This window comes from Pedobacter sp. HMWF019 (assembly GCF_003061025.1).
In the GTDB taxonomy this organism is placed as follows: Bacteria; Bacteroidota; Bacteroidia; order Sphingobacteriales; family Sphingobacteriaceae; genus Pedobacter.
On the sequence record NZ_QAIL01000481.1, the window covers coordinates 9,752 to 26,033 of the forward strand.

Below are 16,282 nucleotides of genomic sequence, written 5' to 3' on the forward strand. Positions count from 1 at the left end.
GCGCATTTACTGAAGCCCTGGCAATTGCCTCATGGCTACCTCCTTATGGTTTTCTTTGTGCCGTTCATGAAATGAACGTAGAGAAAGGTGGTTCTTTTAGAATGTCTTTTCAAAATTTTTCAACCGGTCATGGTCATTCATTCGGGGGACAATATCTTGAATTGACGCCCAATGAGTTTCTGAAATACACCGATAAATTTGATGACCCTAATCTTCCTGGAGAAATGATTACGTCTGTTTGGCTTCGGAAAACCATAGTAGGTACAGAAATAAAAATCACGCAGGAAAACATTCCTTCGGTTATACCTGCAGAAATGTGCTATTTGGGCTGGCAGGAATCGCTGGAGAAGTTGGCTAAGCTGGTTGAACCTGAGATACCGGATGCTTGATTGAATAAATAAGATATTGGATGTTTTTGCCATCCAATATCTTTATCTATTTGTCAAAGTGATAGGCTATGCCCAGAGTCCCGAAAATATTATACATGTTAAAGGAGATGCCATTGAAAGATTTGGGAAACACGGGGTTGAGGCCCCATTGCAAATCTGCTTTTACTGCAAAAGTTTTATAAACTAACTTTTCTGCGCCTGCAGTTATACCAAAATCAAAAGTTCTCTGGTTGTCATTAAAGTTAAAATCAGCATTGTCAATAATGATCTTTTCTCCTAAAGAATTCGCTTTGCGCAGGTATCCATTGGAAACGGAGCCATAGAATGATGGATTGATCAGATGCGCTAAATAGAAGCCCAGTTTTAATCTCCAATTGTTACTGGAAAAGTAAGTGGCTTGTATCGGGACCGTTAAGTATACATTTCTAACTTTTGTGGTGTTAGTGCCGCTAAAATCCCCTTCAATAGAAGAACCATCTACTGATACCAGTGTATGAAAGTATTGCACGCTATCTTGTACATTCATACTTTTCCAATCTGCCCTGATACCAACTCCTATTCCCCATTTTTTTTGAAGCTTATAATTTAACTCATAGCCAAAACTTGGAGAGGGGCCAGGAGAATAACTATTAATCTTTCTGATGGTATTTGGGAAAGATACAGGAGCCAGGCCACCGATATTATAACCAATATAGAACGTGTGGTCAAATTTTTGGTTTTTATCTTCTCCATTGTTTTCTTGTGCTAACGTTACTGTCGTTAAACCCAGCAGTATAGTTGCCAAGAGTAGGTATTTATGCATAAGTCGTTCTATTTTGGGATAACAGCTAAATGGTCTACTACAAGCCGGCTGCCTATGGCACCTTTGTAATGATCACCATCTTTACTTGAAGACGCGACGATGGCCAGCATAAGGTTTTTGTTTGTAGCAGGTGTTCGTCCGGCTTTATAGGTGAAGGGAATATCAAATTTGGTGAAATCTGCTTTTGCAGATGCGTCGTTTAACTTAGCGGTGGCTATAATACGGTCGGAAGTGTTTATGTTTGTGCCATTTAAACGTTCAGGACCTTCAAATAAAACTGCATAAATAGCGCATTCATCTATTTTATCAGGAATAATATTTTTGTGTTCGTCCTGGTAGGCTGGTCCAGGTGTATATTTGTAATAACCGGTAAATCTATCTGGTAATCCGACATATGGGGCGCCAAATTCTGTTGCCGCCAAAGGTTCAGTTAGTACAACTGCAGAGTTGAAATTTCCAATAAATAAGGAACCTGCATATAGATAAATGCCTACAATGGAAGACAAGGCAGTTCCTTTAATTGTAACCATTTCAGCGGCCTTTGTTCCTAAATAGCCGTCTGTTGTAGATCGGGTAGGATAGGCCAGGACTTCTTTAGGTACACCCGACAGCGCAACACCTGCATTGCCCGATGTCCATATTGAAGTTAAATTATCTTCAACCGGATATTCGTATTTGTCTACACTGTTTTGCAGCCATTTTTCAAATTCAAAATGCCAGTCGCCTACATTGACTACCTGGACTGTGTACGTCTTTTTATTCGAACTTTGCTCTGCCGTAACGGTATACGTTATTTCTTTGTTATCATTAAAAGTGATCTTTTGGCCGGATGCTGGGGTTACTGTTGCATGTTTTGATAAAGATATACTTGGTGTAATGCCATCTTTATAGGCTTCGTTAGTGAGGTAAAGCAAAATTTTACGATTGGCCTGATCGATAAATGTTTGCCCGGTAAGCATATTTGGATTAACATCAAAGGATTCTATATCTGCTTCTGGATTTGCAGGTGCATCTTTGATACAAGATCCGAGTAGTAATATCAGTGCGAAAAGTAAAATCGGTAGTCTCATTATGAACCTTTTGTTTTGGATTAAAGATCGTATGATGGGGTGATGGTATCAAATATAGCTTATTCGTGTTTATATGTAAAAAAATCACGGAATTATGTAAATGCATCTCTGCATCTTTAAACTAACTTTATTATATCATGAAACAGATATTTTTAATAGTTGCTTTAATTGCAACTGTATGGGGTAAACCTGGCTTTGCTCAAAGTAGCCAAACTCAATCGTTATTGACTTCTTACTACGATATCAAAAATGCTTTGGTGAATTCTGATGCAGCTATTGCAGCATCAAAAGCAAGTGAATTTTCTAAGGTATTGGCGGGTATAGATATGAAGTCGATACCACAGGCAGAAATGACAGTCTTCATGGGACTTCAGGATAAACTTGCATTTGATGCCAGACATATCTCAGAAACGAAAGACATTGCGCACCAAAGGGAACACTTCGCCAATTTTTCGGCTAATCTTTTTAAATTGGCTAAAGCGGTAAAGCTGACTAAAGAGCCGGTCTATTATGATTATTGCCCAATGAAAAAGAGTTATTGGCTTTCTGACAATGCGGCAATCAAGAATCCTTATTTCGGTAAACAGATGTTAACCTGCGGCGCAATAAAGGAAACTTTAAAGTAATCCTGTTTGTTAGTTATATAGCTTGCTCTTTTTAGGGGGGCTATACAATTAAATCATTCTCTTAATCAAGATCATGATGAAAAATATATTGACGGTCTTCTTTTTGATCTTCTTTTATGCAGCTTCTGCTCAGGATATGAAAGGAATGAAGATTTTTGCTGATCGCCAATTGCCTCGTACGGTTCGTTATGATCTGTATGTTGCAGATACGACCGTGACCTATGGGGGGAAATCGAAACGGGCCATTGCGGTAAATGGGCAGATTCCAATGCCAACACTAACTTTTACTGAGGGTGATACCGCATTGATCTATGTGCACAACAGGTTGAATGAAGAAACCTCTTTGCACTGGCATGGACTTTTTCTGCCGAACAGTATGGATGGGGTTCCTTTTTTGACGCAAATGCCTATTAAACCGCATTCTACCTATGTTTATAAATTTCCCATAGTTCAGCATGGTACACACTGGTACCATAGCCATAGCGGCTTGCAGGAGCAGATTGGCATGTATGGGGCATTCATTATAAATAAGAGAGAAGAATGGAACATTCCAACGATACCGCTAATTATTAGCGAATGGACGAATATGAAGCCTGAAGAAGTGGAGCGAAGTTTGAAGAACGCAAATGACTGGTTTGCCATTCAAAAAGGAACCACCCAAAGTTATGCAGAGGCGATCAGAACTGGTCATTTCAAAACTAAGGTAACCGATGAATGGAAGCGCATGAATGCCATGGATGTAAGTGATGTGTATTACGATGCCTTTCTGATCAATGGAAAAAACCAAAATGAACAACCACAATTTAAAGCTGGAGATAAAGTAAGGCTTCGTATTGCTAACGGTGGTGCATCTGATTATTTCTGGCTGAGCTATTCTGGCGGTAAAATAACCGTTGTAGCGACCGATGGAAACGATGTGGAACCGGTAGAGGTAGACAGGCTAATTATAGCCGCATCTGAGACATATGATGTGGTTGTAACAATCCCTGAAAATAAAAGCTATGAGTTTCTGGTTACACCTGAGGACCGGACTAAGTCTGCATCGATGTGGCTTGGTAATGGTGAAAAAGTACCTGCTCAGAAATTACCCAAGCTAAAATACTTTGCCGGGATGAAAATGATGAACGACATGATGAACATGAAGGGGAATATGGTAGAGATGGAAGGGATGGAAATGGGAAATCAGGTGATGGATATGAACAATGTGATGTACTCTGAATCTGCGGACCTGGTTACTTTGAACTATGGAATGCTTCGTGATCCGAAGAAAACAACCTTGACAAAAGGGCCATGGAAAGAACTGAAGTTTGATCTTACTGGTAATATGAACCGTTATGTGTGGAGCATGAACAACAAAACGCTTTCTGAAAGCGATAAAATACTGATCAAAAAAGGAGAAAATGTTCGGATCATCTTATTCAATAACAGTATGATGCGCCATCCTATACACTTGCATGGCCATGATTTTAGGGTGTTGAACGGACAAGGCGAGTATGCGCCTATGAAAAACGTTATTGATATTATGCCAATGGAAAGGGATACTATTGAATTTAAAGCTTCTGAAGCTGGAGGAGACTGGTTTTTCCATTGCCATATTTTATATCATATGATGAGTGGAATGGGCAGGGTATTCAGTTATGAGAATTCTCCCCCGAATCCTGAATTACCACATCCGGAACATGCTTACAAAATGCTTAAAGCGGATGACAGGATGTTTCATCCGATGGCAAGAATCGGCATTGAAACCAATGGCAGTGATGGAGAGGTTATGTTGGCCAATACCCGCTATCGTTTCACAACCGAATGGAGAATTGGTTTTGATAAAGAAATGGGTTATGAAAGCGAAAGTCATTTTGGTAGATACATTGGGAGAAACCAATGGCTGTTCCCTTATATTGGCTGGGATTTTCGAAAAAGAACTATCGATCCAATGGATAAGAATATTTTTGGACAATCCCTGGCTCCGGGCAACAATATTTTTGGCCAGAATAATACCAAAAACTTCAGGCAGGTATTTCATTTGGGCTTACAATATACTTTGCCTATGCTGATTGTGGCAGATGCTTCTATAGACCACAAGGGAAATGTGAGGTTTCAATTGATGAGAGAAGATATTCCTGTTTCTAAAAGATTACGTTTCCAGTTTATGGTCAATACAGACAAAGAATACATGGCTGGTTTCAGATACATTACGACTAAATATATTTCTTTATCCACCCATTATGATAGCGATATGGGCTATGGGGCCGGGTTGACATTAACTTATTAATTTATCACATTATGGAGCATATGCATCACACCGATCACGCAAAAATGAATCATGCTGGACATCATGGGCAATTTATATGTCCTATGCATCCTGAAATCATCAGGGATAAGCCAGGTGCATGCCCCATCTGTGGGATGGACCTGGTACCCATGGGCGTTGATTTAGAAGCAGAGGATAAAACCTATGAGACTTTATTGCGTAAATTTAAGATTGCAAGTGTTTTTACTATTCCCATTTTTATCATAGCGATGACGGAAATGATTCCTAATAATCCTATGTTTAATTTGATGGAGCTAAGGTATTGGAACTGGGTTCAGTTTGCATTTTCTATTCCTGTGGTTTTTTATGCAACCTGGATGTTCTTTCAACGTGCATGGCAATCGATCATCACCTGGAAATTAAATATGTTTACTTTGATTGGCATTGGTGCAGGCGTAGCATGGCTTTTTAGTCTTGTGGCGCTTCTTTTTCCGAGTGTATTCCCCGATCAGTTTAAAACCCATCACGGTACGGTATATGTCTATTTTGAGGCTGCAACTGTGATCCTGACATTGGTTCTGCTTGGACAACTTCTGGAAGCCAGGGCACATGGTAAAACCAATAGCGCAATTAAAGAGCTATTAAAGTTAGCTCCAAATACAGCGATAAAGGTTGAGGGGGATAAAGAAACAGTGGTTTCTATCGATGATATTCAAAAAGGGGATATGTTGCGGGTAAAGCCTGGAGAAAAGATACCGGTAGACGGGAGCATCAAAACAGGTGAAGCCGTGATAGATGAATCTATGATTTCTGGTGAACCGGTTCCGGTGGAGAAAAAGCCTGGTGACAAAATAAGTTCAGGTACCATTAATGGCAATAAAACCTTTATTATGCTTGCCGAAAAGGTTGGTTCTGAAACATTGCTTTCTCAGATCATTGAAATGGTTAATTCTGCCAGCCGCTCTAAAGCTCCTATTCAAAAAATGGCCGATAAGATTTCGGGGTATTTTGTACCTGTTGTGGTATTGATCGCGATAGTAACATTTATAGTTTGGGCAATTTATGGTCCTGAACCAGCTTATGTATATGCCTTTGTAAACGCGATTGCTGTGTTGATCATTGCTTGCCCTTGTGCGCTTGGTCTTGCCACGCCAATGTCTGTAATGGTAGGGGTTGGTAAAGGTGCGCAGTCTGGTGTGTTGATCAAGAATGCAGAATCTCTGGAAAAAATGAATGCGATTGATGTAGTCATTATTGATAAAACGGGAACCGTTACAGAAGGGAAACCTTCGGTTGAAAAGGTGGTTAGTGTTGATCCGGATTTTGATGAAAGGAAGATCCTGGAAAGAATAGTATCGTTAAATAGCAGTAGTGAGCATCCATTGGCGCAGGCAACCTTACGTTATGGGGAAGAAAATAAAGTAAAAAATCAACCGGTTTTAAATTTTGAAGCGGTAACTGGTAAGGGGGTAACGGGTACTTTAAAAGAGGAACAACTTGCTTTAGGCAACCAGAAATTAATGGAGCAAATTAAAGCTAAAATTGATGCTGAATTAGAAGAACAGGTGAAACCTGCTCAAAAGCAAGGTAAAACAGTTTCTTATGTGGCTGTTGGAGGTAAGGTTGTAGGCTTTGTGGTTATTTCTGATAAAATCAAAGCGTCCAGTGCAAGTGCCATCAAAAAGCTTCAGGAGGAAGGTTTAGAGGTAATGATGTTTACTGGCGACAATGAGGATACTGCAAGGTCGGTAAGCGAAACATTGAACCTGAATGGTTTCAAAGCTCAAATGCTTCCACAGGACAAGTTGAATGAAATTAAAAAACTACAGGCTGCAGGTAAAAAAGTAGCTATGGCGGGTGACGGTATTAATGATGCTCCGGCTTTATCGCAGGCAGATATTGGTATTGCTATGGGTACAGGAACAGATGTTGCTATAGAAAGTGCGGGCATCACCTTGGTAAAAGATGATTTAAATGGGATTGCAAAAGCAAGGTTGCTGAGCCATAAGGTAATGGGAAATATAAGGGGGAATTTATTCTTCGCTCTTGGATATAATGTTTTGGGGATACCTGTTGCAGCAGGTCTTTTGTATCCGTTTTTTGGAATTTTGTTGTCTCCGATGTTAGCGGCGTTAGCGATGAGTTTTAGTTCGGTATCTGTGATTCTGAATTCTTTAAGACTTAGAAGAGCCAGGATTGATTAAGTCTTTAGGCTGGAGTTTTCGGGATGCCAAGATGACTGAATGAATTGTAAGAATGGGGTGTCCTGGCTATGTATAGCTTTGGTATCTTAATCGTGTTTTATTCTATACCAAACACTTTTATGAAAAATTTAAGAACGGCCTTGTTTCTCTGCATTTTTGCTTTCTCATTTCCTGTTTTTTCTCAAACAAAATCATTGTTGGGAGAAACGCCGGCACAAAAATCCCATCGCATGCAGTGGTGGACAGATGCCCGTTTTGGGATGTTTATCCATTGGGGATTGTATTCATTGCCAGCAAGGCACGAGTGGGTGAGAAACTATGAAAGAATTACGAATGATCAGTATCAAAAATACTTCGATAACTTCAATCCTAATGAATTTAATCCGAAGGAATGGGCCAAAAAAGCGAAGGCTGCCGGTATGAAATATGCCGTACTTACAACCAAACATCACGAAGGTTTTTGTCTGTTTGATTCAAAGTATACGGATTATAAGTCTACCAAGACGCAGGCTAAACGTGATTTAGTGAAAGAGTTTGTTGAGGCTTTTCGTGCTGAAGGAATTAAAATTGGATTTTACTATTCTTTAATAGACTGGCACCACCCTGATTTTACAATTGATGATACTCATCCGCTTAGGGTAGATGGAAATGAGGCCAGTAAAGAAGTGGCTTATGCACGGTTAAATAAAGGGAAGGACATGGCCCGTTACAGAGCTTATCTTAAAAATCAAATTACAGAGCTACTGACCAATTATGGAAAAATTGATATCCTTTGGCTTGATTTTTCTTATCCCGGAAAATTTGGTAAAGGGCATCAGGATTGGGGTTCTGTTGATCTTGTGAAGACGATAAGAAAACTACAACCCAATATTATCCTGGACGATAGGGCAGATTTGAAGGATTATAGTGATGGTTATGATTTTGTAACACCAGAACAGGTGAAGCCTGCAGAACTTCTGAAATATAAAGGTAAATATTGGGAAACCTGCCAAACCTTTTCAGGCTCATGGGGCTACTTCAGAGATGAAAATACCTGGAAAAGCCAGCATCAGCTGCTCGATCTGCTGACCACTTCAGTAGCAAATGGTGGAAATCTTATTTTAAATGTTGGGCCAACTGCCCGCGGCGAATTTGATTATCGGGCTAACAAGGCGCTGGATAGCCTGGGCTATTGGATGCATGCCAATAACCAAGCGATATACGATTGTACTTTTCCTCCTGATGAATACAATTTACCAGCAGAATTGAATGTACGGGTTACTTATAATCCGTCTAAGAAGAAATTGTATCTGCACCTTTTTGATTATCCGACCGACGGGAAAATAACTTTACCTAACTATAACGGTAAAATCAGCTATGCGCAATTCCTGAATGACGACTCAGAAATTTTGTTTAAGTCTGATGGGAATGGGTTGATTTTAAATCTTCCAAAATCAAAACCTCCTTATGAAATTCCTGTAGTAGAATTAAGTTTGAAATAGATTGTTCCCTGTGCTTGCCTTTGTTTTACCAGAGGCAAGCACAGAACGTAGATCAATTCGATGCCCTCGATTGACAATTCAACGGACATTTTTGCTGTTTCGCTAAAGAAAGCTCATTAAAAAGTTTAGTTGCTAATAATTTTGTGCCATCAAAGTAATTAACAACAAAAGAATAATGAAAAACACAAACGTAATAAAATTGAATTTCGGTCCGAAGATGCTATTGGCTTTTTGTCTGTTGCTAACATCTACGTTCACTGCTTCTGCCCAAAAATCGGCCGTATTGGATGCTTTTTCCAAACATGGCATTGACGCCGGTATACTCAATCCGGATAATCTTAAGCGACCAGATGACTACGCTTTTGACTTTAAACAAACTGTTACAACCACTGGTAAACAAAATATTACTGTGGCGAGATTTGATCCATCGGGTCCAAAGGAAGAACAATGGACTGTGGTTTCTGTAGATGGGAAAACGCCATCTAAGGGAGACATTAATTCCTTTAGAAAAAATCAGGCTAAATCAGAGACGCCTCTGCCTGATGATTCGAGCTATAAAATTGAGAAAGAAAACTCAGGTTACCTGGTGATCAGTTTCAAAATGGATCCCAATTCTATCCCTAAAGATGCTTCTTTTATGAAAGATTGCAAATCATATCTCAGCGTCAATCTCAGAACTAAAAGGCTGGAACAGTCGCAAATCATCAATGAGAAGCCTGTTAAAATTAAGATCCTTAGTGCTGATAAGTTTGAAGGAACTTTAAAATACAATTGGAATGCTCAGGCGAAACGTTATTTCTCTGCAACCGAAGATGTTAATATCCAGGCTAAGTTTATTGGGCAGGCGGTAAATGTGCAAACCAGTACAGAATATTCCAACTATACCAGGAAATAACCAGTAAATCTGGTTCGATTGGATTTAATGATTGCAATACCTTTTGGGTCCCTTACTATTGAAGCATATGCAGGGGCTCATCAGGTGTTTTATTATTCTTACATAAATTTAGTCAGTATTTTCAATACCCATCCTTTCTTTGTGTAAGGCGGGTAAATGATTTCAGACATATTTATGGAAGATTGAAAGACAACAGCTCTCTCATGGGAAAATGTTTTGAAGCCAAAAATTCCATGACAACTGCCAACTCCACTTCCGTTTACACCGCCAAAGGGTAAATTGGGATTCGAAATATGAATTAAGACGTCATTAATACATGCACCACCAGAACTGGTGCCGGTTAATAAACGTTTGATATTGGCCTTGCTTTCGCTAAAAATGTAGAGGGCTAGTGGTTTGTTTTTTTTGTTGATCCTATCCATCGGAACCTCCAAGGTGTCGTAAGGGATAACAGGAAGTATGGGGCCAAAAATCTCTTCTCCCATAATTTTGCTGTCATCAGCCAGGTTGCAAAGGAGGGTAGGTTGAATGGTGAGTTCGGCTAAAACGGCTTCTCCTCCCCAGGCGACATTTGCGCCTTTGCCTACCGCATCATTGATTAGCTCCATTAAACGGTCTGCATGTCTTCTGTTGATGATCTTCGCATAGGATAATTCATCGCTCTGTCCGTTTTCTTTGAAAAACATAGCGGTGGCTGCAGACTTATAGTGTGTTATAAACTCATCTAGTTTAGATCTGTGTACAAACACATGGTCGGGTGCGATGCAGGTTTGTCCGGCATTGATCAGTTTGCCCCAGGCGATTTTTGTTGCTGCATTTTTGATTTTTGCAGTTTCGTCAACCACCACGGGTGATTTTCCGCCTAGTTCCAGTGTTACTGAACTGAGGTTTTCTGCTGCTGCCTTCATTACCACCTTTCCTACGGCGGTACTTCCGGTAAAGAAAATATGATCAAAAGGGAGTTTGAGCAGTGTTTCAGAAACCTGTTGATCACCTTCGAAACAAGCTACTTCATCTTTGCCAAAAGCTTTTTCAATGATTTTTGTAATGATTGCGCTGGTAGCAGGACTGAATTCAGATGGTTTTAAAATTGCACAATTGCCTGCTGCTATTGCAGAAAGTAAGGGGCTCATCATGAGCTGAAATGGATAATTCCACGGAGAGATGATCAGGCAAACGCCTTTTGGTTCATAATAGATTCTGTTTTTAGCAAATAAACTCGCAATACTTTTGCCTGCATATGCCGGTCTCATCCATTTTTTGAGTTTCTTAATAGCGAAATCTATTTCACTGTAGATGAAAATGAGCTCCGTAACAGCAGATTCGAACCTGCTTTTTCGTAAATCTGTCTGCAAAGAAGTATAGATTTCTTCTTCAAACATCTGGATGGCTGATTTTAATGCCTGCAACTTATTGATTCTTTGCCGGGCAGTACTGTATCTAAGTGCGTATTTGTTTTTTTGCTGGAGCTCAAAAACTTCGGTAATGGAATCTATCATTATTCTTAGAATGATTAGTTTATGGTAAGTTATCAAATTCTTTGAAAGAATATTAGCCATTATCTGAAAAATGATTAAATTAAGGGTATCTAATTCTTAATTTAACCTCATGCAAGGAATTACAACTTTTAAGGTGAGTCCGATAATTAAAATGGCGCTGGCAAGCCGTTTTTCCTTGCTGAATACTACAAGAGACAAAAATATCTTTATCCTGATCATTTTTGTTTTTAGCCTTTCTTTCACTTATATCTTTATTCCTTTTAATATCAATAAATGGTATAGTGTAACTAATTTATCTTTTTTTGAGATTATAAGTGTTTTTTCGGTCCTTGGCGCAGCAACCCTTGCACTTACTCAATTTGGCTTAAGAAAATGGTTTCACCTGGAAATGTTGACTTGTGTACAGTATGTTCTATGGGGGATTGGTGAGATGATGATTTTATCTGCAGTTGTTCTTGCAGTGGACTGGCAGTTCAATAACCATCCCGATCTAACCATAGGTTATTATCTTGATACGTTTAAATATACTTTGCTTATCGCAATTATTCCTTATATCATTTCTCTGCTCGTTTTATTTGCGTCGCATAAACATCAACTGGCTTGTGTTCTTTCCAAAATGAACGAATCAAAAATTCATTTGGATAATTTGCCTATTGAAGATGAAAATGGAAAAGTTGTATTTACGCTGTGTGCAGATCATTTGTTATTTTTTAAATCAGAAGATAATTACGTCGAAATCTACTACCTGCTTGGTGGTGTGGTTAAAAAAGAACTGGTCCGGACAACGTTGAAGAAAATAGAAGAAAAATGCGGCCATCTAGGATTTGTGAGGGTTCACCGTTCTTATGCGGTCAACATAAAACATGTTTCATCTTCTCGAAAAACGGCCAAAGGTTATTTGCTGCAATTTAATGTTGTTCCAGATTTCCAGGTTCCTGTATCGGCCTCTTATCAAAATCAATTTAAGAGTTTTCTATTCACCCCATAATTGCGGTATTTCACCCCAAAATAGGTTTTAAACGATAGTATTGAGTTTAATGCGATTTATATTGCACTAACCAAATTAACTAAAACCTATCGGGCATGAAAAAGAAGATATTATGCTTTTTGCTATTTCCTGTTTTTATGATGGCAAGTCTGCAGGCGCAAACCATTAGGGGAACACTAAAAAATGAGGCAACGTTGGAACCGGTTTACGCGGTGTCCATTCATGTAGAAAATTCAAATGAAGGCACCTATTCTGATGATCGTGGAAAATTTCAGTTAATGGTAAAGAAGAGTCTACCGCTTACGCTCATTATTTCTTCTATCGGTTTTGAAACTCAAAAGGTCATTGTTCAGCGTTTTACGAGCCCAATTGAAATTATTCTTAAGCCTACTTCTATATTGGGGCAGGAAGTGGTGGTGTCGGCAAGCAGGGTGGTCCAGAAAAAACTATCCTCTCCTGTTACGATTGAGCAAATCAGTAGTAAAGACATTACCAATTCTGCCCAGTTGAGCTATATGGATATGTTACAAGGTTTAAAGGGAGTTGATGTGACGGTATCCAGTATTGGGTTTACCAGTGTAACCACTAGGGGCTTTAATACCAGTGGAAATACCAATTTTACACAGATTGTAGATGGAATGGATAACCAGGCACCTGGACTTAATTTTCCATTGGGTTCTGCGATTAGTTTGACAGAGTTGGATGTGGATAATATAGAAGTACTTTCTGGAGCTTCGTCTGCACTTTATGGCTCCAGGGGCTTAAACGGTACTATGGTCATGACGGGTAAGAACCCGTTTAAATATCAGGGTTTAAGTGTGTTGGTTACCCAGGGGGTAAACCATATTAAGAACAGCAGCAGCAATGATCCTCAGGGTGCCTCTCCTTATTATGACTGGACGATTCGGTACGCAAAGAAGATCAACGAAAAAATGGCCTTTAAGATCAATGCGCAATATACACTGGCTAAAGATTGGGTGGCCACTGATACGACTAATAAAAATGGACCTGGTACGAGGTTCACCGATCCCAACTATAATGGCGTAAATTATTATGGAAGTGCGACTTCTGTAGATATCAATCCCTTTTTGCAAGGGGCTCTGGCCAGTAATCCGGAACTGGCTCCAATTATTAATCCTTTATTGGCAAAACCTAATTATGTGGCGCGTACAGGCTATCCTGAATACGGATATCTGGATAATACAGCCAGGATGTTCAAGGCCAATGCTGAATTTCGGTATAAGATTAATCCAAAGCTGGAAGCCATTATGTCTGGTACTTTTGGCACAGGAAATATTGTTTATACCAATGATACACGTTACCAGCTTAAGAATTTTAAGGCTGCACAGTACAGGGTGGAACTTAAAAGCGATAAATGGTTTGTTCGCGCTTATAATACACAGGAAAACTCTGGAAATACCATTATTTCCGGACCCACAGCTCAATATATTAATGAGGCCTGGAAAACCAGTTATGATGGCAATACTGGCGGTTGGTATCCGGAATATACTTCGACTTTACTTAATTCACTTGCCAGCGGTGCCTCTTTACAAAATGCCAACCTCGCCGCGAGAGCATTTGCAGACCAAGGGCGTGTAGAGCTTGGAACTCCGGAGTTTAATGCGCTGAAAGACAAAATTACGAATACACCTATTTCTGAAGGAGGAACTTTGTTTTTAGATCGGAGTAAATTGTACAATGCGGAAGCTCAGTATAATTTTTCAGAACTTGTTAAGTTTATGAGTGTAATAGCCGGAGTGAACTGGCGTCTTTATCGTTTGGATAGTAAAAACACGCTTTTTCCAGATAAAGATCAGCCAATTAATGTAAAGGAATACAGCGCTTATGTACAACTGAGTAAGAAACTGGCTGAAGACAAATTAAGTTTAAGTACATCCTTCAGGTATGATAAGAACACCCTGTTCTCCTCACCTAAAGTAACCTCAAGGGCTTCGGCTGTATATGAATTGGCGAAGGAGAATTATCTCCGGTTTTCTTATCAGAATGCTTATAGTTTTCCTTCTAATATTCAGGCACTGCAGAATACCCTTAGCGGTTATAACAGTTATTCTTCGGGTGGGTCTTCTTATTTATTGAATGGTACGTACCATTTTGATCAATATGCGCCTTATACCCTGGAAAGCGTAACTGCTTACCAGCAATCAGGAGATGCATCTTTATTAAAAAAATTCGAATACAGTGACATCAAACCGCAGTCTGTAAATGCTTTTGAACTGGGCTATTCTGCCTTGATTGCCGACAGGTTTTTGTTTGATGTATTGGGTTATTTTTCCACATGGAAAAATTTCATTGGCTATGCAAATGTTGCCAATACGCCTGGTACAGATGATGTAAGTGCTTTTAAAGATCACAGTACCTATGTGCAGTATAATATTGCTTTTAATGGTGGTGAAACGGTCAATACATACGGTTATGCAGCAAGTTTAAGTGTTGATTTGTCTCATAATTTTTTGGCTAAGGTTAATTATTACTCGGATTATTTGAAAAATAAGAACAACAGTCAGATCAATAATTTCAATACCCCTCATTACCATGTGAATTTAGAATTTGGAAATACTGGTTTTGGTAAAAAACAAGTTTGGTCTTTCGGAACGGCTATGCGTTACAAACCGGGCTATTTCTACGTGGTTTCGGGAGGTTTAGCCCAAGGGCAGGTGCCTTCTTCTGCAGTAATTGATGCGCAGGTAAGTTACAAATTGATCAAAGCGCATTCTTCTTTCAAGCTGGGCGGCACAAATCTGACCAATAAATACTACTCTACTGGTATTGCAAATCCAAACATTGGGGCTGTTTACTATTTGACTTACGCCTACAATGTTCTTTAATAATTGTTAATGATAAATCTCAACTATGAAACGATTAGTCCAAATTACCGTATGTTTTTTCCTCTTTAGTTCTGTCTTACAGCTCTCTTGTACGCGTTCAACCGATCACCAAGATGACTATAAGATCAATCTTAGTTTTAAACCGGGAGAAGAAGCTAAAATTGTAGATGCATTTTTGGCCATAAAGGACAGTACATCCATTACTTTAAAGCAGGGTCTTTATAAATTTGATAACTTGAGCATTGCCCAGGTAAACCACATTAAGATATTAGGTGAGGGACATGATAAAACGATACTGGACTTTACCCAGCAAAGCCAGGGGGGAGAAGCGATCAGGGTAACGGATGTAAAGGACTTTAGGATAGAAGGAATGACGATTCGGGATTCTAAGGGGGATTTATTAAAAATTAACAAAAGCCGCGACGTAACCATCACTCATCTGCATGCGGTATGGAGTAAGGCTGATTCTACCAGTGGGGGATATGCGATTTATCCGGTGATGTGTAAAAATGTATTGATTGAAAATTGCTACACGGAAGGCTCTTCTGATGCAGGAATTTATGTGGGACAAACGGATAGTGCTATTGTAAGAAAGTGCAAAGCGGCTAAGAATGTTGCTGGCTGTGAGATCGAAAATACTTCTCATGCGCAAGTGTATGAGAACGAATTTTACAATAATACGGCAGGATTTCTGGTTTTTGATTTGCCGGATCTTTCCAAAAGAGGTGGCCATGTAAAAGCTTACAACAATTATATTCATGATAATAACTTCAGAAATTTTGCGAAATCAGGTAGCTTCGGGACAACCTGGGGGGTAGGGAATGCTTCTCCTGGCTCGGGGATTATCGTTTTGGCTGCATCTGATGTTGAGATTTACGAAAATAGAATCCTCAATAATAATGCTTCGGCCATTATGATTGCTTCGGGTTTTGCAGTTGATAGTGAGGCGGGAAAAAAAATGAATCCGAACTATTACCCAATCTCTAAGAACATACATATTCATAACAACACCATTACCATGGGGCCTGTTTTTCCTAAACCTGTATACGAACACCGTATTGGTAAAATACTTGTGGCGGTTGAGCAGCAATTAGACCGGCTTGAGCCAAGGCGGAAAAACAAACGTATTCCTTTTATTATGTATGATGGTATTTCCAGTAATATTCTGACTGGGGGGAAGACTTTAAATCCAGATTCGATTTGTATCGATCAAGCCGGTGATAATGTGTTTGTT

The 16,282-nt window shown here is 39.4% G+C and carries 12 protein-coding genes; 9 read left to right on the forward strand and 3 right to left on the reverse strand.

Annotation, left to right across the window (positions count from 1 at the left end):
• A partial coding sequence (locus tag DBR11_RS24955; RefSeq protein ID WP_233260898.1) for an SRPBCC family protein occupies positions 1-389 on the forward strand: 389 nt, incomplete at its 5' end.
• A 46-nt stretch (positions 390-435) separates the two neighbouring features.
• Here DBR11_RS24955 and DBR11_RS24960 read toward each other — a convergent pair.
• Positions 436-1,191 carry an outer membrane beta-barrel protein gene (locus DBR11_RS24960; protein ID WP_108555297.1) on the reverse strand — a complete coding sequence of 252 codons (756 nt, stop codon included), beginning with the start codon at positions 1,189-1,191 and terminating at the stop codon, positions 436-438.
• A gap of 8 nt (positions 1,192-1,199) precedes the next feature.
• Positions 1,200-2,261 carry a PCMD domain-containing protein gene (locus tag DBR11_RS24965; protein ID WP_108555298.1) on the reverse strand — a complete coding sequence of 354 codons (1,062 nt, stop codon included), beginning with the start codon at positions 2,259-2,261 and terminating at the stop codon, positions 1,200-1,202.
• Between the two features lie 137 nt (positions 2,262-2,398).
• Between DBR11_RS24965 and DBR11_RS24970 the strand changes: the two genes are divergently transcribed.
• From DBR11_RS24970 to DBR11_RS24990, 5 genes are all read left to right on the forward strand, one after another.
• The gene (locus DBR11_RS24970; protein ID WP_108555299.1) at positions 2,399-2,887 is read left to right on the forward strand and encodes a DUF3347 domain-containing protein; all 489 of its coding nucleotides are present in this window, start codon (positions 2,399-2,401) and stop codon (positions 2,885-2,887) included.
• A gap of 76 nt (positions 2,888-2,963) precedes the next feature.
• On the forward strand, positions 2,964-5,156 hold the full coding sequence (locus DBR11_RS24975) for a multicopper oxidase family protein (protein ID WP_369974454.1): 2,193 nt from the start codon (positions 2,964-2,966) through the stop codon (positions 5,154-5,156).
• Between the two features lie 83 nt (positions 5,157-5,239).
• Positions 5,240-7,339, forward strand: coding sequence for a copper-translocating P-type ATPase (locus DBR11_RS24980; protein ID WP_233260900.1), 2,100 nt, complete (start codon positions 5,240-5,242; stop codon positions 7,337-7,339).
• A 119-nt stretch (positions 7,340-7,458) separates the two neighbouring features.
• A complete protein-coding gene (locus DBR11_RS24985) occupies positions 7,459-8,820 on the forward strand; it encodes an alpha-L-fucosidase (RefSeq protein ID WP_108555300.1) in 1,362 nt (453 codons plus the stop codon).
• Between the two features lie 175 nt (positions 8,821-8,995).
• A complete protein-coding gene (locus tag DBR11_RS24990; protein ID WP_108555301.1) occupies positions 8,996-9,715 on the forward strand; it encodes a hypothetical protein in 720 nt (239 codons plus the stop codon).
• Between the two features lie 98 nt (positions 9,716-9,813).
• Here the strand turns inward: DBR11_RS24990 and DBR11_RS24995 are convergent, their stop codons facing one another.
• Complete coding sequence (locus DBR11_RS24995) at positions 9,814-11,214, reverse strand: aldehyde dehydrogenase family protein (RefSeq protein ID WP_108555302.1); 1,401 nt, start codon at positions 11,212-11,214, stop codon at positions 9,814-9,816.
• Positions 11,215-11,323: 109 nt separating this feature from the next.
• On the opposite strand from DBR11_RS24995, the gene DBR11_RS25000 reads away from it, so the two are divergent.
• The 3 genes from DBR11_RS25000 to DBR11_RS25010 form a co-directional block, all read left to right on the forward strand.
• Positions 11,324-12,202, forward strand: coding sequence for a LytTR family DNA-binding domain-containing protein (locus tag DBR11_RS25000; protein WP_108555303.1), 879 nt, complete (start codon positions 11,324-11,326; stop codon positions 12,200-12,202).
• Between the two features lie 95 nt (positions 12,203-12,297).
• Positions 12,298-15,048 (forward strand): TonB-dependent receptor, encoded by a 2,751-nt coding sequence (locus DBR11_RS25005; protein WP_108555304.1) that lies wholly within the window; start codon positions 12,298-12,300, stop codon positions 15,046-15,048.
• Between the two features lie 25 nt (positions 15,049-15,073).
• Positions 15,074-16,282, forward strand: a 1,209-nt coding sequence (locus DBR11_RS25010) for a parallel beta-helix domain-containing protein (protein ID WP_199233954.1), incomplete at its 3' end; no start/stop codon positions are given.

Coding starts and splice junctions, on each gene's coding strand:
- DBR11_RS24975 (WP_369974454.1), top strand. CDS start 2,964: ATGAAAAATATATTGACGGTCTTCTTTTTGATCTTCTTTTATGCAGCT.
- DBR11_RS25005 (WP_108555304.1), top strand. CDS start 12,298: ATGAAAAAGAAGATATTATGCTTTTTGCTATTTCCTGTTTTTATGATG.
- DBR11_RS24985 (WP_108555300.1), top strand. CDS start 7,459: ATGAAAAATTTAAGAACGGCCTTGTTTCTCTGCATTTTTGCTTTCTCA.
- DBR11_RS24960 (WP_108555297.1), bottom strand. CDS start 1,191: ATGCATAAATACCTACTCTTGGCAACTATACTGCTGGGTTTAACGACA.
- DBR11_RS24970 (WP_108555299.1), top strand. CDS start 2,399: ATGAAACAGATATTTTTAATAGTTGCTTTAATTGCAACTGTATGGGGT.
- DBR11_RS24995 (WP_108555302.1), bottom strand. CDS start 11,214: ATGATAGATTCCATTACCGAAGTTTTTGAGCTCCAGCAAAAAAACAAA.
- DBR11_RS24965 (WP_108555298.1), bottom strand. CDS start 2,261: ATGAGACTACCGATTTTACTTTTCGCACTGATATTACTACTCGGATCT.
- DBR11_RS24980 (WP_233260900.1), top strand. CDS start 5,240: ATGCATCCTGAAATCATCAGGGATAAGCCAGGTGCATGCCCCATCTGT.
- DBR11_RS25000 (WP_108555303.1), top strand. CDS start 11,324: ATGCAAGGAATTACAACTTTTAAGGTGAGTCCGATAATTAAAATGGCG.
- DBR11_RS24990 (WP_108555301.1), top strand. CDS start 8,996: ATGAAAAACACAAACGTAATAAAATTGAATTTCGGTCCGAAGATGCTA.